Consider the following 25,495-nt stretch of genomic DNA (forward strand, 5'->3'; position numbering starts at 1 on the left):
GCTAAAGTTGGCCTTTATAGCTTAAATAAAGTTAAAAAAGTTAACGCATTTCACTTTACTCATGAAAACTGTTGACGTCATTATTTTGACACCACTAAAGTTATAGATATAAAAGGTACTACTTTTCAATAGGTTTAAAATTTAATCCATTATATTTATCGGGTTATAGCATAGAAGCAAATATCATATCTCACCGAATTAGAACGAATCCTTTAAATCAATGATGATTTAATTTAGTAATTAGGAATTAGTATTTTTAAATTTTAAAATACGCTAGAGGAAATAATGGAATTAACAAATTTGTATAATGCAGATAATGCAGATAAGGCATGTAGTGATTATTGCTCAAAATGTAAATGTCCTAACTTATCAGACTTTTCTCCTGAATTCTCATTTGATTATAATAATCAAATAGTTAGCTTTAAAGGTGAAAGAGCTAAGCTTTCAAAGAGAGCATTTAGATTACTTTGTGCATTTATAAGGTTTAAAGATATTCCACTCAGTGTCAAATTTTTACATGACTATGGCTGGCCTGATCAATTAGTCGTTAAAAATAATTTAGCGGTGACCATATCTGAAATGAGAATCAACCTTAGACACACTAACTTAACAATAGAAAATATTAGAGGGTTTGGCTATTTATTAAGCTCAGTTGTTCATGAAGGCGAGCATATTAGGAATTCAACTTATGGATAAGCTTCAATTAATTACGTTTGATTGTTGTGTTTGGGGCAAGGTGATTATTCAGCCCCGTACAGAATTAATTATGACAACATTAGAACAATGCAATCATGCCGAGTTGCTCTGTAGTATCACCAGTCAGGCTAATAATATTCCAGCTGATGTGTTTTTCCGATATTTAACCGAGGGTGAGCATTTAAAATTATTTAAATTAATTTTAAATGCTTTAATTAATGATTCAAAATATAGGAGTTACACCATTAGTTTAAATACACCGATACAGGTGATAAAAAACTTTGATGAATGCTTTCCTATTTTGGATAATAATAAAGAACAACATCTTGCTATTGAGATATTAGAACACGACATACAACAATTTGGTTACTTAGAGTTAGCGATGCTTGATAAGATAAATAAGCGTCCAAATGTCAGCTTATGGCTTGATGATTTTGGAAGAAATCAATCAAATTTTGATATTCTACTGTCTAAAAAAATTGCTTTCAGTACCATTAAAGTATCAAAAGAACTTTTTTGGGGACTAATGGCATCAGATGTTTTATTTTTAAAAAGTTTACTCATTTTTCTAAGTAATAAGCACCAAGTGGTGGTAGAGGGAGTGGAATCAGTAGAACAAGCCAGTTTTCTCTCCCAATTTAGTCACATAAAAATGCAAGGCTATTTGTTCCCAACTATTAAATATTTTTCTTATGTATAATGCAGCAATAGAAAGGGTTATGAATGAGTTGGTCTTAATAACACCACGGGAAAAAAATAATAGTCTTGAACTCAACGTGTTATTAATCAAAAGTTTACTCAGAAGAGATAACTTACTCAAAAGAGACAATTTACTCAAAAGAGACAATACTAATCATTTAATGACCTTAGAACCTTGCATCACCATAATAAAAATACTGGTGGATGAAATTAACTTAAAAGACAAAAGTGATAGTGATATTAATGTTTGTGTTGAATTAACAAACGAAGAAAAAACTTTTTTAAGCTCAATTTTCTAAAAAATAAAAAACCGCATAAATGCGGTTTTTTATTTTTTCATTTATTGCTTATCAACTTATGTGGTCAATAAAAGCAAGTACTCTATTTTAGCTTACCACTAAGGATGAGAGCGTAACTTTAAGGTTGATGTCTCTGCATCATAAATCAGCATACGTTGGTAAGCTGGCAATAAGTAACTTTCAGCGCTAGCACTAGCATCCGCTATAACCTCTGACCAAAGCTCAACTTGAGCCGCGTTATATTTACTATAAGTGATACCTAAGGTTGGATCAAAGCGATAGAAGTAACTGTTTTTACCGCTATCTGTGATGCTGTTAAAGGTTTGCACATTAGCATTGCCTTGAAGTTGGCCGTTGTCAGTGTAGATAGTGCCGTCAAAACTTGCCCATTCGCTGCTGCTATTAGCGCTATAAATCGTCTCACCGTTATCACTCATGGCAAAGCTCGATAAGTTAGTAAAGGCTGCATTGATATAGGTGGGCTCATTTATCACTGATATCGTTTCACTGGCATAAGCGTTATAACTTAGGGCAAAGCGCTCAAGTGAGGTGCTTGCTTGCTTGTAGGCCATAAATATATCTGCACTATTGGCTTGGCCAATACTTGAAACGACATAGGCATTGTTTTGAAGCCAATATTGGCGCGTTAAATTTAGGTCGGCGTATTCCAGTGTTTGTGTGATAACAAGGGGTATTCCAGCGATTATCTTTATCATCAGAGGGCGGTATTCTATGGTGATCTTGTCACTATTTATTTGGCTAAACTGATAGTTGTTTAAGTCAAATTGATAATGATTAATCCGCGTTTGTTCAAGCTCGTTTTCATCTAAATAAGTTTCGCTATTTGATGATAACAACATTGAACCGTCAGGGTGGATCACTAAGTTGGTTAAATCGACATCGACTAATGGTGACCTTGTGGTGTTAATTAACGCGCCAGAAATAACGTGATAAGTACTAAGTTTATCGCCTTGAGCAATATAAACGTAAGGCCGCATTGGGTCTAACACCAGGCCTGAGGTATTGAAGCTGATATTACTGATATCAAGGTCATTGGCATCATTAACACCTTTATTGAAGGTGACGTTAATTCGGCCTAATAACGCGGTGTCAGCGGTAGTTGGTGATAAGGTTATTACCGCGCTATGAACACCGTCAGTGGCTATATTGGCGGGTGTGCCTGTGATGGTCAGTGTGTTGTTGGTGCTGTCAGTTGATAAAGATAACCAGCTAACGTCAGTACTGGCTTGCCAAGCGATATTAGTTTCGCTGTTGGTTAAAATATCAAGGGTATGTACGAGTGTTTGCTCGGTGGCTAAACTATTAAAAGCCAGTGACGGGTAGTTACTACTTAACCTTATGGCATCAATAGCCAGATCAACCGTAATCACTTTTGTGCTGTCACTAGCGGGGTCGTATATCGAGATACTGGCGGTCATTAAGCCCCAACCGGTAATTAAATTAGTATCAATATCAATTAATATTCTCTCGCCATTGTCATCACTTTGCGGTGTTAGTATCAGCCAAGGTGCACTGGCCGTTGCTTGCCAATTTGCAGCGATATTTGACAATGTCAGTGTTTTTTTTGCTATGGCGCTGTCGCCAAAAGTTGTATTAAAGGCGAGTGTTTCAACCGAGCTTGAAATTTGGCTTAAAGTGATAACATCTATGCTGCCTGCACTGGTTGATGTTAACACTGCACGGTTATCACCATTGGCAATTAACATTTTGGTGGGTTGATTTGCACCTAGCTCAATAGTGTTAGCGATGGTTTGTTGCTCGTTATAAACATCGATTTTAAAACCAACTTCCGAGTCAAATCTCACATAGTGAGGGCGATCATTAGCACTATGCGCAAGCGCTAAATTAGTAATGGCTGCATTGCTATTTAACACGCCATTGTCGATAAAGGTTGTACCATCAAAACTTATCCATTCACTTGTTGGGCTAATCGTGTAAATGTTTTGCTCATCAGCGGTAACATAGAAGTCGTTAATTTTCTGGTTTTCACCTAATAGTTCAGGTCGATAACTGTGGCTTATTTTTGTGGTGATGGGGTTGCGGCCAAAATCATTCACCTTGACATTTAAGCGCTTTATCGACATTAAATCATCGCTAGTGCTTACGTCTAAGGCGAATAGGCTTTGATTTTGTTCGGCAACATTAAAGGCTCGGACAAAAAAGGCGTTAGGACCGTCGAAGCCAACACGCATTAGGTTTTCGTCGGCAAATTCTAAAATGCTGGTTGCCACAAAATAGCGACCATTAAGGCGAATAAATTTTATCGGTTCGTTGGTTATATCAACATCAGTTAACTCAACAACGCTCATGTCACTGAGGTTGATTTGATATCTATGTATGCTGATTTCACTAGTGTTTTCATCAATGACGGTAGTTTCGAGCGCTTTTGCTAACATCATGCTCGCGTCAGGATGAATAATTAGCTGTTCTAGTAAAGTATCTGCTGGCGCTATAACGGTTGTTGATAATAATTCATTAGTATAAAGGTGATAGCTGCGTAGCTCATTGTTGGTGGCAACATAATACTGTGGCAGTAAAGGATTAGTTACTACACCATCAGCATTAGCGACAATATTGAGTGAGTTATTTTCACTGGGTAAGTCAGATTTATAAAAACTCACTTGAATAGTTTCTGCAGTAGCTGTGGTTTGTTCATTGCCACTTAGGGTGATCTCGGCGATCGTGGTTGCGTTATTCGCTAAGGCCGTGCTGTCGGCAACCAGTGTTAATTCATTAGTGTCGGCGTTAGGCGTTAGGGTTAACCACGCTGCTTCGGTCGTTGCTTGCCAGCCCCAAGGCAAAATACTATTTGAATTAATGTTAAGCCTAGTTTGGCTGTTACTAATATTAGCGGTTTTTGCTAGGGCAACGGTTGCTCTGTCAGCAAATAAATGAATCTTGTCTAAGCTCAATTCAACAGGATACTCTGTTGTGCCTAGCGGGCTGGTGATAGCTATGGTCGCGGGATAAAATCCTGCGGTACTAAATTGACTAACATCAGGGGTGGCGGTAATGGTTGTTACACCATTAATAAAACTTTTTTCAAGGCTGAGCCAAGGCACTGAACTTGCTAAGGTTAAATTATCTGCGCTTGAGCTCAGTGCAATTTTTTTCGAGGCAATGGCGCCAACACCGTAAGTATCATCGTAGGTAAGGGCCTGCCAAATCAGCAATGAAACATTAATATCGGCATGGGCTAAGTTTGTTGTTGCTGTATCGCCACTGGATAATCTTAGGGTTGTACCGTAAAGGTCTGTTGGAATTCTATCAGCGTTAACTACATCAATATGAATAGTGGCAGACGTTGCGGTTAGATTGGCAATGCGATAATTTAACCAGCTTACAGGCGCTGCGGTTGGCGCGAAGCCGAGTAATAAGCCATCACCATCAAAGGTAACATCAAGGGCAATGGTATGGTTTTGTGCTTGTGAAAATTCATGGGTAAATGCGACCGATGAAACTGATGAGCTAATGGTGAATGTTGGTGTTGTATCATTTGAACCACCACATGCTTGTAAAAATAGTAAGCTAAATAAAATAACCAATATTAAACGCATGTTTTTAATTTGTTCCTTCATACATGTCCTTATTTTTATTAATCGCTAGCACTTAGCTCTTATTTTTGACTGAATGTCGCTCAATGTTGGCTCATTCATTATGTAAATTGCTGCACGTTTATTATGCTTTATTTTGCGTGATTATTAACTAGATGTAAAACTTATTAATATAATGTAAATTTATTGGCGTTAGGTAAGGTTAGTCATCATTGATGATTTTTACTTTTTACTGATTGAACTCGGACATAAGTTCTGTTGTTTACCCGTTTATTTTCAGTGAAATATTTGCCAATAAAAAATTGGATTAAATCATGCCCTTTCAATACAGCCCCTGATCTGCTGTCTGACAGGAAAACGTAGGTAAAAATTCAGCTTTTTAGCTTATGATTTTTCTGAAACAAGGCTATTTTTAAACTAGTTCATTACAAAATATTATCTAAATAAAGGTTGTTTTGGTGAGTTATTTTAACCGCCCATTGGCTTGAGGATAACGTTAGCGCTATATGAACGTGACTTGGCAGAAAAGGTGCTAATGGTCAATTTGTAGATAAATCACCAAGTAATGATTAAATAGATTGGTATCTTCAAGCAGAGCTTGCGTATAATAAGCACATTGGTGCGTCCCTAATAACAGATCAAAAAGATAAAGCCAAAAGAGTGCGCTTTATGCAACAAGGTGGTTTCTCAGCAGATTAAACCATGACACTATTAAACGCTTAAACAGATATATTCTTCGAAAATTAGGAAATTTAAATGATTGAAACTAGTGCCCAATTGCGTCAGGCATTTTTAGACTTTTATGCATCTAAGCAGCATCAAATTATTGCGAGTAGCTCGCTTGTTCCTGGTAACGATGCGACTTTATTATTCACTAATGCTGGCATGGTGCCATTTAAAGATGTATTTCTTGGCGATGATATTCGCAGTTATACCCGAGCCACGTCAGCACAGCGCTGTGTTCGTGCCGGTGGTAAGCATAATGATCTAGAAAATGTCGGTTACACTGCACGTCATCATACTTTTTTTGAAATGATGGGTAACTTTAGCTTTGGTGATTATTTCAAAGAAGAAGCGATAAATTATTCTTGGGAATTTTTAACCTCAGTATTAGGATTACCAAAAGAAAAATTGCTAGTAACTGTTTATGAAAGTGATGTTGAAGCATACGACTATTGGTTAACGGTTATTGGTGTGCCAGCAGAGAAAATTATTCGTATTGGTGATAAATCAGTTGATACACCCTATGAGTCTGACAATTTTTGGTCAATGGGTGATACCGGCCCATGTGGGCCTTGTTCAGAAATTTTTTATGATCACGGAGAAGATATTTTTGGTGGTCCTCCAGGTTCTGCAGATGAAGATGGCGATCGCTTTATCGAAATTTGGAATTTAGTTTTCATGCAATATAACCGTCAAGCCGACGGTACCATGGATAACTTGCCTAAGCCGTCAATAGATACTGGTATGGGTTTGGAGCGTATTTCAGCGATCATGCAAGGTGTGCATAGCAATTATGAAATCGATATTTTCCAAGGCTTAATTCGTGATACCGCTACCTTACTTGAATGCAATGATTTAGCACATAAATCACTACGTGTTATTGCCGATCATATTCGTTCATGTAGCTTCTTAATCACTGATGGTGTTATGCCGTCAAATGAGGGCCGTGGCTATGTATTACGTCGTATAATTCGCCGCGCTATTCGCCATGGTCACAAGTTAGAAGCTAAGTCATTTTTCTTCCATAAAATAGTCGCCTCACTTGCTGAGCAAATGGGCGAGGCTTATCCTGAGCTTATACAGCAAAGGGCCATTATTGAGAAAGTTTTACTTAGAGAAGAAGAGCAGTTCGGTCGAACGTTAGACCGAGGTATGGCGCTGTTAGAAGATACCTTATCAGCACTTAAAGGCGATACTATCGCTGGCGATGACGTTTTTAAACTCTACGACACTTATGGTTTTCCTGCTGATTTAACCGCTGATATTGCCCGAGAACGAAACTTAAACATTGATCTTGACGGCTTTGATACCGCCATGACTCAACAACGTGTTCGCGCGCAAAAAGCTAGCCAATTTGGCATAGACTACAACAACACCCTTAAGTCAGAACATCGGACTGAATTTAAAGGTTATACCCGCCATGAAATGTCTTCTACTGTGGTTGAACTCTTTAACCATGAAGCCTCAGTTGCAAAATTAAGTGCCGGTGAAGTCGGTATTGTAGTGCTTGATAAAACCCCTTTTTATGCTGAGTCAGGTGGACAGGTCGGTGATAGCGGCATATTACAGTTTGATGGTGGCATATTTGAAGTTTCTGATACTTTTAAATTAGGTCATGCCTTTGCGCACAAAGGTATTGCCCGTAACACTATTGGTTTAAACAGTCGTGTTAACGCGCAAATTAATAGCGAACGTCGTGCCGCTGTTGTTAAAAACCACACTGCTACCCATATATTACACGCCAGTCTTCGTACTGTATTAGGCGATCACGTTACGCAAAAAGGCTCATTGTGTGATGCAGAAAAACTACGTTTTGATTTTTCTCACTTTGAAGGTGTCACACGCGATGAGTTAAATACTGTTGAACGTATGGTGAATGAGCAAATTCGTGGCAATTTAGCGCGCGAAACCAATTTAATGCAAATTGACCAAGCGAAAGAAAAAGGCGCGATGGCCTTATTTGGCGAAAAGTACGACGATGAAGTGCGAGTGGTCACCTTAGGTGGCTTTTCTACTGAACTTTGTGGTGGTGTGCATGTTGACCGAACCGGTGATATTGGCTTATTTAAAATTGTCTCTGAATCAGGCATTGCTGCCGGTGTGCGTCGAATAGAAGCCGTAACAGGTGAAGCCGCATTAAACTACTTTGCCGCACAAGAACAAACGCTAAGTACTATTGCCGCCTTGGTTAAAACTGACCCAGTGAATGTGGCCAGTAAAGTTGAGCAAGTGATATTACGCAACAAAGAGCTTGAAAAAGAATTAGCACAATTTAAACAAAAACTTGCCAGTCAAGCCGGTGCTGATTTAGTCAGCCAAGCTATTGACGTTAATGGCGTGAAAACCCTTGTTGCTAATTTAGCAGGTGTTGAGGCTAAATCATTGCGTGGCATGGTTGATGACCTGAAAAATAAAATGGGCTCAGGCATTATTTTACTAGCCGCAACCGGTGACGATAAAGTGAGCTTAATTGCTGGTGTCACCAAAGATCTTGTTGGCCAAGTAAAATCTGGCGAACTCGTTAATATTGCCGCGCAAGAAGTCGGTGGTAAAGGTGGTGGACGCCCTGATATGGCTCAAGCCGGAGGTAGCCAACCAGAAAATATTGAAGCAGCCTTAAAAGCAGCACAAAGCTGGTTAAAGGATAAGTTGAGCTAATATCTATGTAGGTAAGTAGATAAATTAATTAAGGGGCTTTTGGCCCCTTTTTTTTATCTATAAGATGTATCTTGTGTGGTAAGTATATTGCAGTTCTTAGCCATTTATAGCTCCACAGCATTGGTGCATTCATGTATATGGACGCACAAGAGCGTATAAAGAGCATGTACGTTATATTTAGAGGGCATAGCCGTTCCTAGTCATCGATGACTCTAGGGCACTAATATATCGTGGTACGTCTATGCACAAGTTCGTATATATAGGATGTTGGGTATATTGCAGTATATCGTCGCTCCTCATCATACGTGGCTCCACAGCATTGGTGCATTCATGTATATGGATACACAAGAGCGTATAAAGAGCATGTAAGTCATATTTAGAGGGTGTAGCCGTTTCTAGCCATTCAATACTATAGGACACTAATATATCCTAGTAGGTAGATGCACAGGAGCTTTTTGGGACAGGAACATCAATCAGAACCATTGCAATATTTTTTGCTACTGAACTAACTTAATGAACTTGGTATTAATATAAATTCATCAATTTGTTATTTTAATATAAATAATAATTTATAATCAGATCGAATTTTTCATTCGCCTCTAAGGTCCTTTGTTAACGGGGTGTGACTATCATGTTGTTATTCGTGTTTTTTTTGATGAAACTTACAAAAACTTACTTATAAAGTGTTTATTGTTTCGGGAAGGTTGTTAATATGAGCAGTAATTGCTGCAATTGCATTCTGCGATTGTTTTGCAAGTTTTTTGTTAAATATTGAAAATTCGACATGGTTAATAGAATCGTCAATGCTTGATAAGTATTCTAAATGCTTATTGTGGACATTAGTGCACTTTTGCAAATAGTAGACTAAATTTAATTTGTTACTAGCTTATATATATTTAGTGGATCTCGTTTTTAAACATAAAGGAAATTAAGATGTTAATATTAACTCGCCGAGTTGGTGAAACGTTGATGATCGGAGACGATGTCACAGTGACAGTGTTGGGTGTTAAAGGGAACCAAGTACGTATTGGTGTTAACGCTCCAAAGGAAGTGTCGGTTCATCGTGAAGAAATATATATGAGAATACAATCTGAAAAAGGTGAGGGTGAAGCCTCAGGTAATGAAATCTAATTACTTTCTCATAATTAAAGCCGACATCAGTCGGCTTTTTTGATCCAGCAATAAAATTAAGTAGACGCATTTTAGCGTGTTTTTCGTTAGTTAACGTTTGAAAAATGACCGTGTTGTTTGAATTGTCACCAAACAGTCAGTAAATAGGAATAAAAGCGGGAAAAAGTTTGACTTATTTTTATAATCCCTTATGATTCGCCCCATTGGAGAGGTGGCCGAGTGGCCGAAGGCGCTCCCCTGCTAAGGGAGTATCTGGTTTGTAGCCGGATCGAGGGTTCGAATCCCTCCCTCTCCGCCAATTTTTTAGATTGGAATCGTAGGAACAACGATAGTTAAATAGTTCATGCGGGTACATATAATATTTACTAGGTTGTCTACCTAAGGAGATATTATTTAGCTCGTTATCTCTTGAACTAGAGATATAAATAACAGGTTTGATTTGAGGACGCGTAGCTCAGCTGGATAGAGTACCTGGCTACGAACCAGGCGGTCGCAGGTTCGACTCCTGCCGCGTCCGCCACTTTTCTTTAAGTGGCTAAATAATAAAGACTAGCAAATATTAGCGCTAGTTAAAAAATAAATATAATATAAGTTAGTCATCTCCTAAGCATGAGATATAAAAAAACAGTTTATTGCGGACGCGTAGCTCAGCTGGATAGAGTACCTGGCTACGAACCAGGCGGTCGCAGGTTCGACTCCTGCCGCGTCCGCCACATTGAAAAAACCAGTCTTATGACTGGTTTTTTTTCGCCTAAAATTTCTTGCCAACCACTTATCTGCGATAACTTTCCCCAAAAAGTTTTTAAAGCTAGTTTTTATCCCTGTTGTATTTATAGTAACTTGATGAATTACCTGTTTATTTTTAATAGTTAAAATTAAAATTAAAATTAAAGCTACAGCGTCATAAAATTTATAAGGTGAATAATACCAATCTCACTAATTATCTGATCATTTTTACTGATTAAAATAACCCACTACTGTGTTATTTATTTAATAATTAGCACAACTAGTTATTAAATAAATACCTTATATTTGGCCATTTTTTCTGCGTATAAAGTTGACCACCTAATTAATGAAATTGGTATAACTAGTGATTAAATTTAATTCCTTTTTTATTCACTTTTCCGGATTAAAAAGTAGATCACTTAATTAATTTAATGGGTATTAGTGAGCTAAGTACAATAAATATTAAATTTAGCATAAGTAAAGTGTTTGAAACATTATGACTATCGGTTATTTTTTAAGTTAGTGTAATATGATGCACTCATTTGGTTGAGTATTTTTATAGTTATTAGCTTGCCTCTGAACTAGCCAAAGGTGAATTTAAGGGTGAATTTAAAAAATTTTGATCGAAATTCTTATTATCAACAACATTTATCTGAAACTAAAAATATACATTACTACTATTTTAATGCTGTCTAAATACGCCATTATTTAGTCTAATCAGTTTATGTATTTTTAGATTTTTATTGACAATAAAATAATGATTTCTTGTGATTTGTGTGTGTTTTTTGAGCAAAATAAGGTGATTGGTTAGTGTCGGTTTTAAGTGTTGTATATTGTATAATATCTTTGTTTTTCTGTTTCTAATAACCGCTATTCATGGATTTAATATTGTATACAATTTACTTGGTATACCATTTTTTATAAAATAATGACGAAATATCATTAAATTTAGTTGTTTTTTTGAACTATTTTAGCTTGACATCGTTTTTTTTTACCCATTTGTAATAAATTGTTTGCTTTTTACACATTGGAGTGATTATTCTAATTATATAAAATTGCTTGAGAGTAAAAAAATGGAAAATCTTCAACAGTTATTTATTGAAGCAGGTACTTTAATGCTAGCCGGTATGGTCTTTGTATTTACCTTTTTAGGTTTGCTGATTGTTTTTATCAAGGTTGTGCTGGTTAGGTTGGCAACAAAATTTCCTGATGCCATTGTTGAAAGTAAAGCCTCAAGTAAAAAAAACAATAAAAAACAAGATGGCAACGGTGTATCACCGGCAGTCGTCGCAGCAATCTCTTGTGCTGTTACCCAATATCGTCAACAACATTCTGCACAGAAATAGGAAATGACCATGACTAAGCCCTTAGGAATAACTGAAGTCGTATTACGCGACGGCCATCAATCATTGCTTGCCACACGTTTACGTTTGGAAGATATGTTACCCATTGCTGCTAAAATGGATGAAATTGGTTATTGGTCAATTGAATCTTGGGGTGGAGCAACATTTGATTCTTGTATTCGTTATTTAGGTGAAGATCCTTGGGAGCGTCTTCGAGCGCTAAAAAAGGCGATGCCAAAAACAAAGCAGCAAATGTTGTTTCGTGGTCAAAATATTTTAGGTTACCGTCATTATGCTGACGATGTGGTAGAAAAATTTGTCGAACGCGCTCACGTTAATGGTATTGATGTTTTCAGAATTTTTGATGCGATGAACGATGTGCGTAACTTACAAACATCGATTAAAGCTGCGGTAAAGGTTGGGGCGCATGCCCAAGGAACCTTAAGCTATACTGAGAGTCCTGTGCATACCCTTGAAGGCTGGCTAACGATGGCTAAGCAACTAGAAGACATGGGCGCACACTCTTTGTGTATCAAAGATATGGCTGGCCTGTTGAAGCCTTACGATGCCGCTGAGTTGATTAGCCGTTTAAAAGAAACTGTTGCTTTACCTATTGCACTACATTGTCATGCCACAACAGGTTTGAGTGTTGCTACCCACATGAAAGCCATTGATGCAGATATTGACGTGATCGACACGGCTATTTCTTCAATGAGTATGACTTACGGCCATTCACCAACAGAAACTATTGTTTCTATTGTTGATGGTACAGCACGTGATACTGGCTTAGACATGCTTAAATTAGCAGAAGTAGCCACTTATTTTCGTGAAGTTCGCGAAAAATATGCTCAGTTTGAAGGTAGCTTGCGGGGTATTGATGCGCGTATCTTAGTCGCACAAGTACCGGGTGGCATGCTAACCAATATGGAAAGTCAATTAAAAGAGCAAGGCGCGGCTGATAAACTTGATGAAGTGCTAACAGAAATTCCAAAAGTGCGTAAAGACCTTGGTTATATTCCTTTGGTGACACCAACCTCGCAAATTGTCGGCACCCAAGCGGTATTAAATGTCCTTACTGGTGAACGCTACAAGTCAATTACTAAAGAAACAGCCGGTGTATTAAAAGGTGAATACGGTAAGACTGCCGCACCAGTTGATGCTGAATTACAAGCAAAAGTGCTCGATGGCAAAGCAGCAATTACTTGTCGCCCAGCAGACTTACTTGACCCAGAAATGGATAAATTATCGGTTGAATTGCAACAAATTGCCGAAGAGAAAAATATTACGCTAGCTGAAGATACTATCGATGACGTGCTAACTTATGCATTGTTCCCACAAATTGGTTTGAAATTTTTAACCAATCGCAATAACCCAGACGCCTTTGAACCTGCACCAACGAAGGCCCCTGCTCAAAACGAGGTTGCCGCAACACCTGCTGTGAGTTCAGCAAACACTGGCCCTGAAAGTTACGCGGTAAGTGTTGACGGTAAAGTCTTTGACGTTGTTGTTGCCCCTGGTGGTTCAATAGATACTATTGCGCCATCGAGCAAAGCACCTGCGGCAAGTTCAAGCGATGGTGAACCTTTGAAAGCGCCTTTAGCGGGTAATATTTTTAAAGTGCTGGTAAATGAAGGTGACGAAGTCGAAGCAGGCGAAGTGGTTATCATTATGGAAGCGATGAAAATGGAAACTGAAATCCGGGCAATAAAATCCGGTGAAATATCAGCTATTCACACCAAAGAAGGTGACTCAGTTGCCGTTGGTGATATCTTGTTAAGCTTGGTATAGGATAACCCATGGATTCTTTAAAATTATTGTGGATGTCTACAGGCCTAGCAAACTTTGAATTAGGTCAAGTGATCATGATGCTAGTGGGTTGTGGCTTACTTTATCTTGCCATTGCGCGTAACTTTGAACCGTTATTATTAGTGCCGATGGGTTTTGGTGCTATTTTAACTAATATTCCTGCCGCCGGTTTTTCTGAAGTAGGTGGTTTGCTGCATTACATTTACTACGCTGGAATTGATACTGGCATATTCCCGTTACTGATCTTTATGGGCGTTGGTGCCATGACAGATTTTGGCGCGCTGATTGCTAATCCTAAAACATTGCTATTAGGTGCTGCTGCGCAATTTGGCATATTCGCCACTTTGTTTGGTGCCATAGCGTTGAACTTTGTTGGTCTAGAGTTCTCTATGAAAGATGCCTCAGCTATTGCTATCATTGGCGGAGCAGATGGTCCGACCGCGATATTTTTAGCGTCAAAACTTGCCCCCGATTTACTGGGCGCGATTGCTGTTGCCGCTTATTCATATATGGCGTTAGTACCAATTATTCAACCGCCAATCATGCGAGCCTTAACTACAGAAGATGAACGTAAAATTGAGATGGCGCAATTACGTCATGTCACAAAAGTTGAGAAAATTATTTTCCCACTGGGCGTTTTAATGATGACAATTTTCTTTCTACCGGCAGCAACGCCGTTAGTGGGGATGTTTTGTTTGGGTAACTTAATGCGCGAGTGTGGCGTGGTAGACCGCCTAAGTTCGACAGCACAAAATGAGTTAATTAATATTGTTACTATCTTCTTAGGACTAGGTGTCGGTTCTAAGTTAAGCGCAGATCAATTCTTAAACGCTAAAACTTTAGGCATACTCGCGTTAGGTGCAATAGCATTTTCTATTGGTACTGCTACGGGTGTGTTAATGGCGAAACTCATGAATAAATTTGCTAAAGAAAAAGTTAATCCACTCATTGGTGCCGCGGGTGTATCGGCAGTGCCAATGGCTGCTCGTGTCGCTAACAAGGTTGGTTTAGAGGCTAATCCGCATAACTTCTTACTTATGCATGCGATGGGGCCAAACGTTGCTGGTGTGTTAGGCTCAGCGGTTGCTGCCGGTATATTGTTAGCTTTAGTCGGATAATTTTACAACAGACACAATATTAAAAAAGGAGCCATGTGCTCCTTTTTTGCTTGGTGGTATGGGTGAATCCACTTAGTGGCAGTAAATTGTTACTGTGTTTAAGGCTACTATGTTTAAGGTTACTATGTTTAAGGTTGCAGTTTGAAATTTTTCCATTGATTGTTATGTTGTTTAAAACAAACCCTGTCATGCAAACGGCTGGCTCGGCCTTGCCAAAACTCTATATAGTTTGGTTTAATGCGCCAGCCACCCCAAAACTCAGGTAAAGGTACTGGGTTACCGGCAAATTTTTTCGTGTAATAAGTAACGCTATCAGCCAGTTCAGTATCAGTTTGAATTTCGCTACTTTGTTTTGATGCCCAAGCGCCAATTTGGCTGCCGCGATCACGGCTATGAAAATATTTTGCTGACTGCTCAGCACTGACTTTTTCAACACAGCCTTCAATGCGAATTTGACGTTGCAATACATTCCAGTGAAATAGCAAAGCAATTTTGTCATTTGTATTTAATTCTTGGCTCTTTCTACTACTGTAATTGGTATAGAAGATAAAGCCATCTTGGTTAAACTCTTTTAATAACACCATACGACAGCTTGGTTGCCCGTCTTGGCTTACACTACTGACAGACATTGCCTCGGGCAGTAAAACACCCGACTTATTGGCGTCATCAAACCAAAGTTTAAATAATGAAAAAGGATCGGCATTTTCATCAATGGCTGGTAATGGTAAGGCAACGCCTTGACCAAAGGTAAATAAGCAGCGCAATTTTTCAAATAAAGTCATAATGTAGGATCATTAAGTAGCGTAGATAGTAGACTAATAATATCAGCTTTATGTCATAAACAAATCGTTACTGATAAAATATTATCGATAATATTTACTGTTGGCTTCTAACTGAGCGGTAATACTTAACTTTGCGCCACGTCATTGATTAGATATCCCAATTGTCTATGTCATCGAGTAATGCTTTGAGGCGTTTTTGTGCTAATAAGTCGTCAATGCGTTTTCTAACTTCGCTGTTATGGCTGGCCTGCTTGCCTTTAGGTAAGTCTTTGTCATAACTGTCCTGTTCGAAGTTTAGGTTAGCATCATCTGTGAAATCGTTGCACATTTTTTATACCTATGGCTTTTACAGTATTTTCTGTAATTACAATAAATAGTGGCTTAAACCTGTTAATGCTAGCTAAGGGTTAAATTTAATCGTACTCATTGTCATGATTGTAAATCTAACAAAGATATATAATTTGAACATAGGCAACTAATGGTAGATTTTCAACTAATTATTTTTATTCTAAAAAAAAAAATTACTAAAATTACTAAAATTACTAAAAATGCTAAGTGACGATTTTCTACTGTGCAGTTATTTAGCTTTGATTAGTGCTTAGATTAGTGCTTAGAACAGTGCTCTGCTAAGCTGCACCTCGCAATGAATTGGGTATATATCTCTTGGTGTTAGCCAAGATACTTTTTAAGGTTAAATAGCATGTCGAAAGAAAGTTTTTCTCACTGGTGTTTGCAGTTAAAGAAACAAAATCAGGCTAAGCGCTGGCGTAGTTTAGTGGTGTTAGTGGGTAATGCTACTTGGACTACTGAACAGCTTGAGACAAGTTTAACTTTATTTTTATCCGCCAAAGAGTCAAACGAGAAGCTCGATAAACAAGGCCTTGTTTATGGTGAACTTGCCCATGCTAGTCGCGCTAATCAGTTAATTTCAGTCAATCGAAAAAATTATGCTCAGTATTTAGGTACTGAGCAAGACGTTATTGTATTTGCGGTAGAAAGTAAGGCTGATGATAATGATGCCTGTCATGTCGAAAGTGATTTTGATGTTGATGCCTTTGCCGCACTTTCGGGCACTTTAGTGGCTGGTGGCGTATTTTTACTTTTATTAAAACCGTCGCAAGTCGAACAAGTTAACCAGGTACAATCGCAAGATTATTTCCTTAAGCGCTTTATGCTGCAATTAGCCGCTGAACATGGTTATTTAATTAGGCAAGATAAAGCCGAATTTCCAGCGTTATTTTCTTTCAATAAAGCAGCGCAAGACAATCGTGCTAACGAGGGACAATTAAGTACAGCTCAGCAAATTAAAAACTTGCCATACGGCTGTATCACTCAAGAACAAGTGTTAGCGGTTAAGGTTATGCTCAAGGTATTGTCGGGTCATAGAGATAGGCCTTTGGTATTAACCGCCGATCGTGGTCGGGGTAAGTCTTCAGCTTTAGCACTTGCTGCGTGTCAAATGTTGGCTAATGCTAAACAGCCACTAAAAATCATCATCACGGCGGCAAGTAAATCAGCACTTAAGGTTTTTTTTCAGCAAGTTGAAACACACTTGCCAGATGCCAAAGTTGGTATGAATAGTGTAGAACATGCCAACGGCAGCATTGTTTTTTATGCTATCGATGTGCTGTTAAAAGAGCAACCCGAAGCCAGTATAGTCATGGTTGATGAAGCAGCTGCCTTGCCTGTTTATCTTTTGCAGCAATTACTGAGCCATTATCATCGCTTAATATTTGCCACGACTATTCATGGTTATGAAGGCGCAGGTCGCGGCTTTAGTCTTAAGTTTGCTCTGGTGCTGCAGCGATTGATGCCGAATTGGCGCAAAATGCACATTAATGAAGCTATTCGCTGGGCAAGTGATGATCCGCTCGAGCAATTCGTTTTTGCTAGTTGTTTGCTAAACGCCAAATTGCCTAATTACCCCAACACTTTCTTAGCCATGAATAATGCTATCCCTGAAATTAAAAGAGAGAGCAAAAGAGAGATCAAGAGTGAGGCTAAAGTCGGGGCTGAAAGTATCGCTAATAACGTGCAAGCGCAAAGTGATTTACTTTCGCAATATAAGCTAGTGACCGAGCTTGTTACCCCCACACAACTACTGCAAAACGAAACGCTTTTACAGCAAGTTTTTGCGGTGTTAGTAACAGCTCACTATCAAACATCACCCAGTGATCTAAAGTTACTGCTAAACAATAGCGCTATATCATTGTTTGTACTTAAACATGAAAACGATATTTTAGGTGTTGTTATGCTGATGCGAGAAGGGCATGCAGATGAAAAACTGGTTGAGCTAATTCGTGAAAATCAGCGTCGGTTACGCGATCAATTTTTACCACAATCATTACTGATGCATTGTGGTATTAAGGAAAGTTTTAATTATAGTTATCAACGTGTGATGCGTATTGCGATACATCCTCAATTTCAGGGGCAAGGCTTAGGTAGGCACTTTTTAAGTGCTATTGAACGCCATATTACACGCCAAGGCATAAACTTTATTGGCGCTAGTTTTGCGGGCAACGCCACTTTGCTCAAGTTTTGGCAGCAAGCTGGCTTCGCCGTTGCCCGAGTAGGGTTTAGTAAAGACAAAGCCAGCGGTGAGCATTCTTGTTTGGTGACTAAAGCCTTAACGTTTAATGCTAGCCACTTACAGCAAGTGATTGTTGAGCAGTTTTACCAACAATTTGATTATTGGCTAACCGATGAGTTTACCCATATGCCAGCAAAATTAGTTTGGCAGTTGCTCAAGGGTAATACAACGTTAAAAACCTCGGTACTAGCGCGTGATATTTTGCAAAGCGTTAACGACTTTACTTCTGGCCAACGTCAATTTAGCAGCTGTGTTTATGCGTTACACCAATGGCTATTAAAGCATTGTACGGAACAGTTTAATCCTGAAGTATTACCCTTAGTTGCGCGTATTTTACAAAAGCATAGTATTGACAAAGTTTGTCAACAGTATGCTTTTACTGGTAAAAAATCCTTAAACCAACACCTAATCAAGTATATTAAGGCTCATCAAGCGCTAGCCCATACATTGTAAACAGTCAGTGTTATACCCAGTTGATTAAAAATGAATAGGTAATTAATCAACTGGGTATTAAGCAAGGTCGTAACGCCATTGCCAATAATTTTTCATTTTATGATAGCTGCAATGACGATCGGCTATTTGATCAAAGTCGTCATGTTGCATAATTACATTGATCGCAACACATATTTTTGCCAGTGACTGTTTGTTCGCTGATGGCTTGCAGTGACAAACAAAGCTCTCTAGCCAAGCTTCTAAATAGTAAATATCAACAATAGGTGATTCTGTGGTCATTTTATTTCTCCGGCGCTTTTTAAGTTAGTCGTTGAATGAATACTTAAGTCCAGAAAAGACTGCCATAAGGTGCTACGGGCATTGTTGTCGAGGCCTCTACAGTTATGGCCTGTTAACGCGCCGGAGCTAATTAATTGTGCTAACAATAAAGCTGAAATTTCAACTTTGGCTTGGCCTCTACACCCTGCATTGATTTGTTTAGATCCCATTATTCATCCTTAATATTTTTGATAAAACAGGTTTGTTAAAACAATAATTGAAAACACAAGTAAATGCAAATGATAATTATTATCATTTGATGAGCTTCTCTGCTGGTATTAATAGGCAAGTGAGTCGATAGAATACAAGCTAGGTTTTATTGAGGCGTGCCCTGCAATAAGTTATTCGCGTTGAGCACTTAACCAAGCGTTATAACGATGTTGTTGCGGTAAACAATATAAACTTTGCGATTAAAAAAATCATTGTTTTGGCTTGCTAGGACTCAAGGTTTTTGGCAAAACTACAGCCATAGAAATCATGAAAGGTATTATCAAAGTGAGCAAAGGCCAGTGTTTTATTATGCTAAGCCCATTGATAAGTCAATATCGCAACAAATTGGCATTGTATTTCAGCATACCGCTTTACAAGACTTTCTTACGATTAAAGAAACCTTATATTTATTAAGCAGCTAACACGTGTAAAATGATCCCTGAAGCGGCAATATTAGTGGATATCAGTTACCATGTCGCCATTTTGATGCTAGTGAACGCAGTCTTTTTTAACCTTAGGGACTTATTTCTTTAGCTAGAATACTGAGCGCTAGTTAATTGAAGATTAACGGCGGATTTTAACTGAATGCTAAGGGGACTATAACCTTATGTTGTTAAAGATAGTGGGGATTTTTTTTGTGGCATTAGCCTTTATTGGCGTTTTTTTGCCTTTATTGCCCACCACTCCTTTTTTATTGGTTGCCGCTGCCTGTTTTGCTAAGTCGTCGCCGCGATTGTATAACATGCTATTGGACAATAAAGTGTTTGGGCCAATGATTCATCACTGGCAGCAATCTCGTTGCATTCCCAAACGCGCAAAAGTGCTAGCCTTAAGTTCAATGCTTGCTGCTGTATTGTGGTCGGGTTATATTTTGCCTACGATTTGGTTAAAGGTGTTAGTGGTTGCCTTGGTTGTCTGGCCATTTATTTTTCTTTGGCGTTTACCTACTTCTAATAGCAATCTGCGAATACCATTAACAAACCATAGGGCAGGTAAATCGCCTGAAAAATCTACCCCTGAAAAGTAACCAAAAGCTCAGGGGGGTAAGTAAATGTTGAATATTTATGTTAAAGCACTAAGCCAGTGCTTTAACCACCAGCTGCGCTAAATGGGGCGGTAAGGTTAAGCTTAAGGCAATTTCTTGGCCTTGTGTTGACATTTTTCGCCAGGTCAGCTGTAAAATACGAATGATTTTTTCTTCTTTATGTTTAGCGGCCAAGGCATCAAAATAGTATTGTAAAAACACTAAGCAGGCTACGTCTTCCAAAGTTTGGCTTTCACTGTTCGATTTTAAGTTTTCTTTACGAATAATCGCCGCGCTAGTTTCAGCAGCGTCTTCACTATAGCCATGCTCAAGCATTAGGGCTTTAGCGGTAGCCGCATGAAAAATGCCTAATTCTTTACGCCAGGTTAAATAACCTTTTTTGCCAATGGCGAAGTTGGCGCGCTTTAAGTGCCAGCGTTTTACGTGTTGTGCACGAACCGCAACCTGTAAATTTTCACTGGCATCTGGCCAATGATTTTCAAGGCAAGCTGTCATGTATTGACCGTACAAAAGCTCTTTAGGTTGGCTAATGCCGTCAACAATCGTGGTGTTGATATCGGCTTTATTTATCGTGTCGATAGCATCTAATACTTTTTGTAGTTGAGTCATAATGATTAATTTTTATTTTTTGCAAAGGAAAACACCAGTTTACCCCGTTTTTTAATATATACAATCATGCTTTAAGACAAATATTGAGCATTTAAATGAAATTTTGTGCAACTAGATGCCTTGATCATATTGTTGTGTACACGGCTTTTCAGTATAATGTTTTCCCGTCCTACTAAATTTATTTTTTTAACCAAACATCAAATAAATTTAGTGCAAAATTCCTGTTTTTCCTGACTCTGAGTATCGCATGACAACTAGATATATTTTTGTTACTGGCGGCGTTGTATCGTCTCTTGGTAAAGGTATTGCTGCAGCATCACTAGCAGCAATTCTCGAAGCACGTGGTTTAAAAGTTACCATGCTTAAGCTTGACCCTTATATTAATGTTGATCCGGGTACAATGAGCCCAATTCAGCATGGTGAGGTTTTTGTTACCGAAGACGGAGCAGAAACCGATTTAGATTTAGGTCACTACGAACGATTCATTCGAACCAAAATGACCAAGCGTAATAACTTCACTACTGGTCGTATCTATCAAGATATTCTAGCGCGTGAGCGTAAAGGTGAGTTTTTAGGTGCCACTATTCAAGTTATTCCTCATATTACTAACGACATTAAACGTCGAGTGATTGAAGGTGCTGAAGGTTACGATATTGCGATGGTTGAAATTGGTGGCACTGTGGGTGACATTGAATCACAACCCTTCTTAGAAGCTATCCGTCAGTTAGGGGTAGAATTAGGCCGAGAACGTGCGATGTTTATGCACTTAACCTTAGTGCCTTATATTGCTACAGCAGGTGAAATCAAAACTAAACCTACTCAGCATTCTGTGAAAGAATTACGTTCAATTGGTATTTTTCCAGACATTTTAGTTTGTCGAAGTGAACGTGCAATTCCCGCTAATGAACGCGCTAAAATTTCACTATTTACTAATGTCGAAGCAAAAGCGGTTATTTCATTGCGCGATGTTGACTCTATTTATAAAGTGCCAGCCTTACTTAAAGCGCAAGGCGCTGACGAGTTAGTGGTTAAGCGTTTTGGCCTTGATGTCCCTGAAGCTGATTTATCTGATTGGGAGCAAGTACTTTACAAAGAAGCTAACCCATCGGGTGAAGTGGTTGTTGGTATGGTCGGTAAATATACCGAATTACCTGATGCGTATAAATCAGTTAATGAAGCGTTAAAGCATGCAGGCATTAAAAACCAAGTAAAAGTTAAAATTCAATATATTGATTCACAAGATATTGAGTCTAAAGGGCTTGAAATTTTAAAGGGTTTAGACGCCATTTTAGTCCCTGGTGGCTTTGGCGAACGTGGTGTTGAAGGTAAAATTTTAACCGCACAATATGCGCGTGAAAATAAAATACCTTATTTGGGTATTTGTTTAGGTCTGCAAGTGGCATTGATTGAGTATGCCCGTAATGTTGCCGGTTTAACTGATGCACACAGTACCGAGTTTAATGCCAAAACACCTTACCCAGTCGTCGGCTTAATCAACGAATGGTTAGATGAAGAAGGTAAAGTTGAATACCGTAATGCTGAATCTGATTTAGGCGGAACCATGCGCTTAGGCTCACAATTGTGTCACATTATGAAAGGTACCAAGGCATATGACGTATATGGTAGTGAAACAATTTATGAGAGACACCGTCATCGTTTTGAGGTAAATAATAACTACCGTGAACAATTAAGCAAAGCAGGTTTAGTGTTCTCGGGATTATCTGCGGATAAAACATTAGTTGAGGTGATTGAAAATCCTAATCACCCTTGGTTTATTGCTGGGCAATTCCATCCTGAGTTTAATTCAACTCCTCGTGATGGTCACCCGCTTTTTGCTGGCTTTATTGCCGCCGCTTTTGAATGTCAAAAGCAGCAATCAAGTTAAACCAAACTCATGAAAACCGTAGCTTATTGCTACGGTTTTTTTTTAAGCAATTTTAACCTTTAATTTAACGTTTATAACCTGCCTAGCTTAGCTAGTAAGGAATAGGAAACATAATGTCTAATATTAGTAAAATTATCGCCCGCGAAATCATGGATTCTCGTGGTAACCCAACAGTTGAAGCTGACGTTTATTTAGAGTCTGGTGCTTGGGGTCGAGCTGCTGCTCCTTCTGGCGCCTCAACCGGCTCTCGTGAAGCACTTGAATTACGTGACGGCGACAAATCGCGTTACTTAGGTAAAGGTGTATTAAAAGCCGTTGCTGCTGTTAACAATCCGATTGCTAACGCATTGAAAGGCAAAAGTGCTTTAGAGCAAGCAAACATAGATCAAATCATGATTGATTTAGACGGCACAGAGAATAAAGAAACCTTCGGTGCTAATGCCATTCTTGCCGTTTCTTTAGCGAACGCAAAAGCGGCTGCAATGGAAAAGAAAGTACAATTATTTGAGCACATTGCCGATCTTAACGGTACGCCAGGTCAATACTCACTACCTTTACCTATGATGAACATTATCAATGGTGGTGAGCATGCGGACAATAACGTTGATATCCAAGAATTCATGGTACAACCGGTTGGCGCGAAAAGTTTTAAAGAAGCGCTACGTATGGGCGCTGAAATTTTCCATGCTTTGAAAAAAGTATTGTCTGCAAAAGGCTTAAATACCGCTGTGGGTGATGAAGGTGGTTTTGCACCTGATTTAGCCTCAAATGCTGATGCCTTAGCAGTCATTAAAGAAGCGGTTGCCGCGGCGGGTTACGAATTAGGTAAAGACGTAACTTTAGCGATGGACTGTGCTGCTTCTGAATTTTATGATGCAGAAAAAGGCATTTATGACCTAAAAGGTGAAGGCAAGCAATTTACGGCCAACGAATTTTCAGATTTTTTAGCAAGCCTTTGTGAACAATATCCGATCATTTCAATTGAAGACGGCTTGGACGAGTCAGACTGGGATGGCTTTAAATACCAAACCGATCTACTTGGCGATAAAGTGCAAATTGTTGGTGATGACTTATTTGTCACTAATACTAAAATATTAGCTCGTGGTATTGAGCAAGGTATTGGTAACTCTATCTTAATCAAATTCAACCAAATTGGTACATTAACAGAAACCTTAGCAGCGATTAGAATGGCGAAAGACGCTGGCTTTACCGCCGTGATCTCACATCGCTCAGGCGAGACTGAAGATTCAACTATTGCTGATTTAGCCGTAGGCACAGCCGCAGGACAAATAAAAACTGGTTCTTTATGTCGCTCAGACCGTGTTGCTAAGTACAATCAGTTATTACGCATTGAAGAATTTTTAGGTGATAAAGCTATATTTAACGGCTTATCTGAAGTTAAAGGCCAATAATCATAAAATTTTTGTGTGACGACGCTTATGTTTGTCCGTTAGGTTACCTTAACTGTGGTAGCAAAATCACGCGACTAATTTAAGCGTTATTGAATATTAAAAAAACCACTCAAATGAGTGGTTTTTTTGTGATAATCAGGCATTAAGCTGACTCATTAATTATGGCATGACCTACCTTGCCACCACCGACAGTATTCCAATACAACGCCATTACTGTCTTAAAGTAAATTTTATTAAATCAAATTGTTATGTTTAGCCTGTATCTTGCTGATATTCTATTTTAAGCCATAGAACTAAACTATGAAAAAATTCGCCCTTATTATTTTGATGAATAAAGGTATGGATAGTAATACCGCTATAGCGATGAAAAAATAGCTAATAAAATGGTCGCAATGTAATAGCTAGCAAATTAGCAGGGTTACAAAGTGCACACTTGAGCTTTTTTCGCACAACTTTTTAAATATTATGCTCAATGTTTGTTATCGCGATAAAAATTGAGCAAAACACCCATAAGATGCTGCAGCTAGCAGCTTTAAGTCGCTAGGTTATAGTAACTACTTAGTGCCAAAAATTTTATCACCCGCATCACCTAAACCCGGCAATATATAACCTGCGTCATCTAAGCAGTCATCAATAGCGGCGGTATAAAGTTCAACATCAGGGTGTGCTTTTTCTAACGCGGCTATACCTTCTGGCGCAGCCACTAAAACTAAGGCTTTGATATGATTTGAACCACGCTCTTTCAATAAGTCGATTGTGGCTATCATAGAACCGCCTGTCGCTAACATGGGGTCAATCACTAGGGCGAGACGCTCTTCAATTTGCCCCGCTAATTTTTCAAAATAAAACACTGGCTTTAGTGTTTCTTCGTTACGATACATACCAACAACAGAGATACGGGCGCTAGGAATAAGCTCTAAAACGCCGTCCATCATGCCTAAACCTGCACGCAAAATAGGGACAACGGTGACTTTTTTACCTTTAATTTGTTCTACTTGAATTTCACCATTCCAACTATTAATAGTTTTAGTTTCTACTTCAAGGTGCTTAGTGGCTTCATAGGTTAATAGACAGCCAACTTCCGAGGCAAGTTCGCGAAAACGCTTGGTACTTATATCGGCTTCACGCATTATGCCGAGTTTGTGTTTAATTAGGGGGTGCTTTACTTCAATTACGCTCATTACTTACTCCAAAACTGCCTAGAAAACTATTTTTATATTATAGCAAAACCAGTTGTAAGTGTTGGTTTGGGCTGAAATTTAAAGTAATGTTGGCGCCTATTTTTTTAACTGCTGTTGTACACCTTTAAAAAACACCTTTAAAAAACACCGTTAAAAATAATAGCCCTATATAAGTCGTTATTACCCGTCATGGTATAGGTAAAACGATGCGCAGATCAGCTTTAGCGATTTTATCT

20 protein-coding genes and 3 tRNA genes are annotated in these 25,495 nt (G+C 38.6%); 16 read left to right on the forward strand and 7 right to left on the reverse strand.

The genetic code is table 11. The features are described 5' to 3' along the window. Positions 1 to 285: 285 nt before the first annotated feature. From H4J59_RS07630 to H4J59_RS07640, 3 genes are read left to right on the forward strand one after another with little or no spacing between them, the layout of a single operon-like run. A complete protein-coding gene (locus H4J59_RS07630; RefSeq protein ID WP_182238207.1) occupies positions 286 to 696 on the forward strand; it encodes a helix-turn-helix domain-containing protein in 411 nt (136 codons plus the stop codon). Further along, positions 689 to 1,396 (forward strand): EAL domain-containing protein, encoded by a 708-nt coding sequence (locus tag H4J59_RS07635; RefSeq protein WP_182238209.1) that lies wholly within the window; start codon positions 689 to 691, stop codon positions 1,394 to 1,396. The genes H4J59_RS07630 and H4J59_RS07635 overlap by 8 nt, the downstream gene beginning before the upstream one ends. A gap of 19 nt (positions 1,397 to 1,415) precedes the next feature. After that, entirely contained in the window at positions 1,416 to 1,694 is a 279-nt protein-coding gene (locus tag H4J59_RS07640; RefSeq protein ID WP_182238211.1) for a hypothetical protein, read from the forward strand. A 98-nt stretch (positions 1,695 to 1,792) separates the two neighbouring features. Here H4J59_RS07640 and H4J59_RS07645 read toward each other — a convergent pair whose 3' ends face one another. Continuing rightward, complete coding sequence (locus H4J59_RS07645) at positions 1,793 to 5,293, reverse strand: hypothetical protein (RefSeq protein ID WP_182238213.1); 3,501 nt, start codon at positions 5,291 to 5,293, stop codon at positions 1,793 to 1,795. Between the two features lie 732 nt (positions 5,294 to 6,025). On the opposite strand from H4J59_RS07645, the gene alaS reads away from it, so the two are divergent. The 8 genes from alaS to H4J59_RS07685 all read left to right on the forward strand — a co-directional run bounded on the left by alaS (position 6,026) and on the right by H4J59_RS07685 (position 14,774). After that, positions 6,026 to 8,650 carry an alanine--tRNA ligase gene (gene alaS / locus H4J59_RS07650; protein ID WP_182238215.1) on the forward strand — a complete coding sequence of 875 codons (2,625 nt, stop codon included), beginning with the start codon at positions 6,026 to 6,028 and terminating at the stop codon, positions 8,648 to 8,650. A gap of 933 nt (positions 8,651 to 9,583) precedes the next feature. Continuing rightward, a complete protein-coding gene (gene csrA / locus H4J59_RS07655; RefSeq protein ID WP_085304221.1) occupies positions 9,584 to 9,781 on the forward strand; it encodes a carbon storage regulator CsrA in 198 nt (65 codons plus the stop codon). A 205-nt stretch (positions 9,782 to 9,986) separates the two neighbouring features. Next, positions 9,987 to 10,079 (forward strand) — tRNA-Ser (locus H4J59_RS07660). 145 nt (positions 10,080 to 10,224) lie between these two features. Beyond that, positions 10,225 to 10,301, forward strand: a tRNA-Arg gene (locus tag H4J59_RS07665). A 116-nt stretch (positions 10,302 to 10,417) separates the two neighbouring features. Beyond that, a tRNA-Arg gene (locus H4J59_RS07670) sits at positions 10,418 to 10,494 on the forward strand. Between the two features lie 1,086 nt (positions 10,495 to 11,580). Next, positions 11,581 to 11,853, forward strand: a complete 273-nt coding sequence (locus H4J59_RS07675) for an OadG family transporter subunit (RefSeq protein ID WP_182238217.1) — start codon at positions 11,581 to 11,583, stop codon at positions 11,851 to 11,853. Between the two features lie 9 nt (positions 11,854 to 11,862). Beyond that, positions 11,863 to 13,638, forward strand: coding sequence for a sodium-extruding oxaloacetate decarboxylase subunit alpha (oadA, locus tag H4J59_RS07680; RefSeq protein WP_182238219.1), 1,776 nt, complete (start codon positions 11,863 to 11,865; stop codon positions 13,636 to 13,638). A gap of 8 nt (positions 13,639 to 13,646) precedes the next feature. After that, positions 13,647 to 14,774 (forward strand): sodium ion-translocating decarboxylase subunit beta, encoded by a 1,128-nt coding sequence (locus H4J59_RS07685; RefSeq protein WP_182238221.1) that lies wholly within the window; start codon positions 13,647 to 13,649, stop codon positions 14,772 to 14,774. A gap of 128 nt (positions 14,775 to 14,902) precedes the next feature. Here the strand turns inward: H4J59_RS07685 and pdxH are convergent, their stop codons facing one another. Both pdxH and H4J59_RS07695 read right to left on the reverse strand, forming a co-directional pair. Continuing rightward, positions 14,903 to 15,556 (reverse strand): pyridoxamine 5'-phosphate oxidase, encoded by a 654-nt coding sequence (gene pdxH / locus H4J59_RS07690; RefSeq protein ID WP_182238223.1) that lies wholly within the window; start codon positions 15,554 to 15,556, stop codon positions 14,903 to 14,905. 148 nt (positions 15,557 to 15,704) lie between these two features. Then, positions 15,705 to 15,884, reverse strand: a complete 180-nt coding sequence (locus H4J59_RS07695) for a PA3496 family putative envelope integrity protein (RefSeq protein WP_182238225.1) — start codon at positions 15,882 to 15,884, stop codon at positions 15,705 to 15,707. Positions 15,885 to 16,256: 372 nt separating this feature from the next. Here H4J59_RS07695 and H4J59_RS07700 point away from each other — a divergent pair, with 372 nt between their 5' ends. Then, a complete protein-coding gene (locus tag H4J59_RS07700; protein WP_182238227.1) occupies positions 16,257 to 18,599 on the forward strand; it encodes a GNAT family N-acetyltransferase in 2,343 nt (780 codons plus the stop codon). 57 nt (positions 18,600 to 18,656) lie between these two features. Here the strand turns inward: H4J59_RS07700 and H4J59_RS07705 are convergent, their stop codons facing one another. Both H4J59_RS07705 and H4J59_RS07710 read right to left on the reverse strand, forming a co-directional pair. Next, positions 18,657 to 18,878: a hypothetical protein gene (locus H4J59_RS07705; protein WP_182238229.1), complete on the reverse strand. Its 222-nt coding sequence runs from the start codon at positions 18,876 to 18,878 to the stop codon at positions 18,657 to 18,659. Continuing rightward, positions 18,875 to 19,087, reverse strand: coding sequence for a hypothetical protein (locus H4J59_RS07710; RefSeq protein WP_182238231.1), 213 nt, complete (start codon positions 19,085 to 19,087; stop codon positions 18,875 to 18,877). Before H4J59_RS07710 ends, H4J59_RS07705 begins: the two co-directional genes overlap by 4 nt. 234 nt (positions 19,088 to 19,321) lie before the next feature. On the opposite strand from H4J59_RS07710, the gene H4J59_RS07715 reads away from it, so the two are divergent. Both H4J59_RS07715 and H4J59_RS07720 read left to right on the forward strand, forming a co-directional pair. After that, positions 19,322 to 19,549, forward strand: coding sequence for a hypothetical protein (locus H4J59_RS07715; RefSeq protein WP_182238233.1), 228 nt, complete (start codon positions 19,322 to 19,324; stop codon positions 19,547 to 19,549). A 185-nt stretch (positions 19,550 to 19,734) separates the two neighbouring features. After that, a complete protein-coding gene (locus tag H4J59_RS07720) occupies positions 19,735 to 20,154 on the forward strand; it encodes a YbaN family protein (RefSeq protein ID WP_182238235.1) in 420 nt (139 codons plus the stop codon). 48 nt (positions 20,155 to 20,202) lie between these two features. On the opposite strand, the gene H4J59_RS07725 is transcribed toward H4J59_RS07720, so the two are convergent. Further along, a complete protein-coding gene (locus H4J59_RS07725; protein WP_182238237.1) occupies positions 20,203 to 20,781 on the reverse strand; it encodes a DUF4202 domain-containing protein in 579 nt (192 codons plus the stop codon). A gap of 247 nt (positions 20,782 to 21,028) precedes the next feature. On the opposite strand from H4J59_RS07725, the gene H4J59_RS07730 reads away from it, so the two are divergent. Then, positions 21,029 to 22,666, forward strand: coding sequence for a CTP synthase (locus H4J59_RS07730; RefSeq protein ID WP_182238239.1), 1,638 nt, complete (start codon positions 21,029 to 21,031; stop codon positions 22,664 to 22,666). A 113-nt stretch (positions 22,667 to 22,779) separates the two neighbouring features. Further along, a complete protein-coding gene (eno, locus tag H4J59_RS07735; RefSeq protein WP_182136163.1) occupies positions 22,780 to 24,078 on the forward strand; it encodes a phosphopyruvate hydratase in 1,299 nt (432 codons plus the stop codon). Between the two features lie 554 nt (positions 24,079 to 24,632). Here eno and upp read toward each other — a convergent pair. Further along, positions 24,633 to 25,259: a uracil phosphoribosyltransferase gene (gene upp, locus H4J59_RS07740; RefSeq protein ID WP_182238241.1), complete on the reverse strand. Its 627-nt coding sequence runs from the start codon at positions 25,257 to 25,259 to the stop codon at positions 24,633 to 24,635. Between the last annotated feature and the right edge of the window lie 236 nt (positions 25,260 to 25,495).

It is taken from the genome of Colwellia sp. MB02u-10 (genome assembly GCF_014077185.1).
GTDB lineage: Bacteria > Pseudomonadota > Gammaproteobacteria > Enterobacterales > Alteromonadaceae > Cognaticolwellia.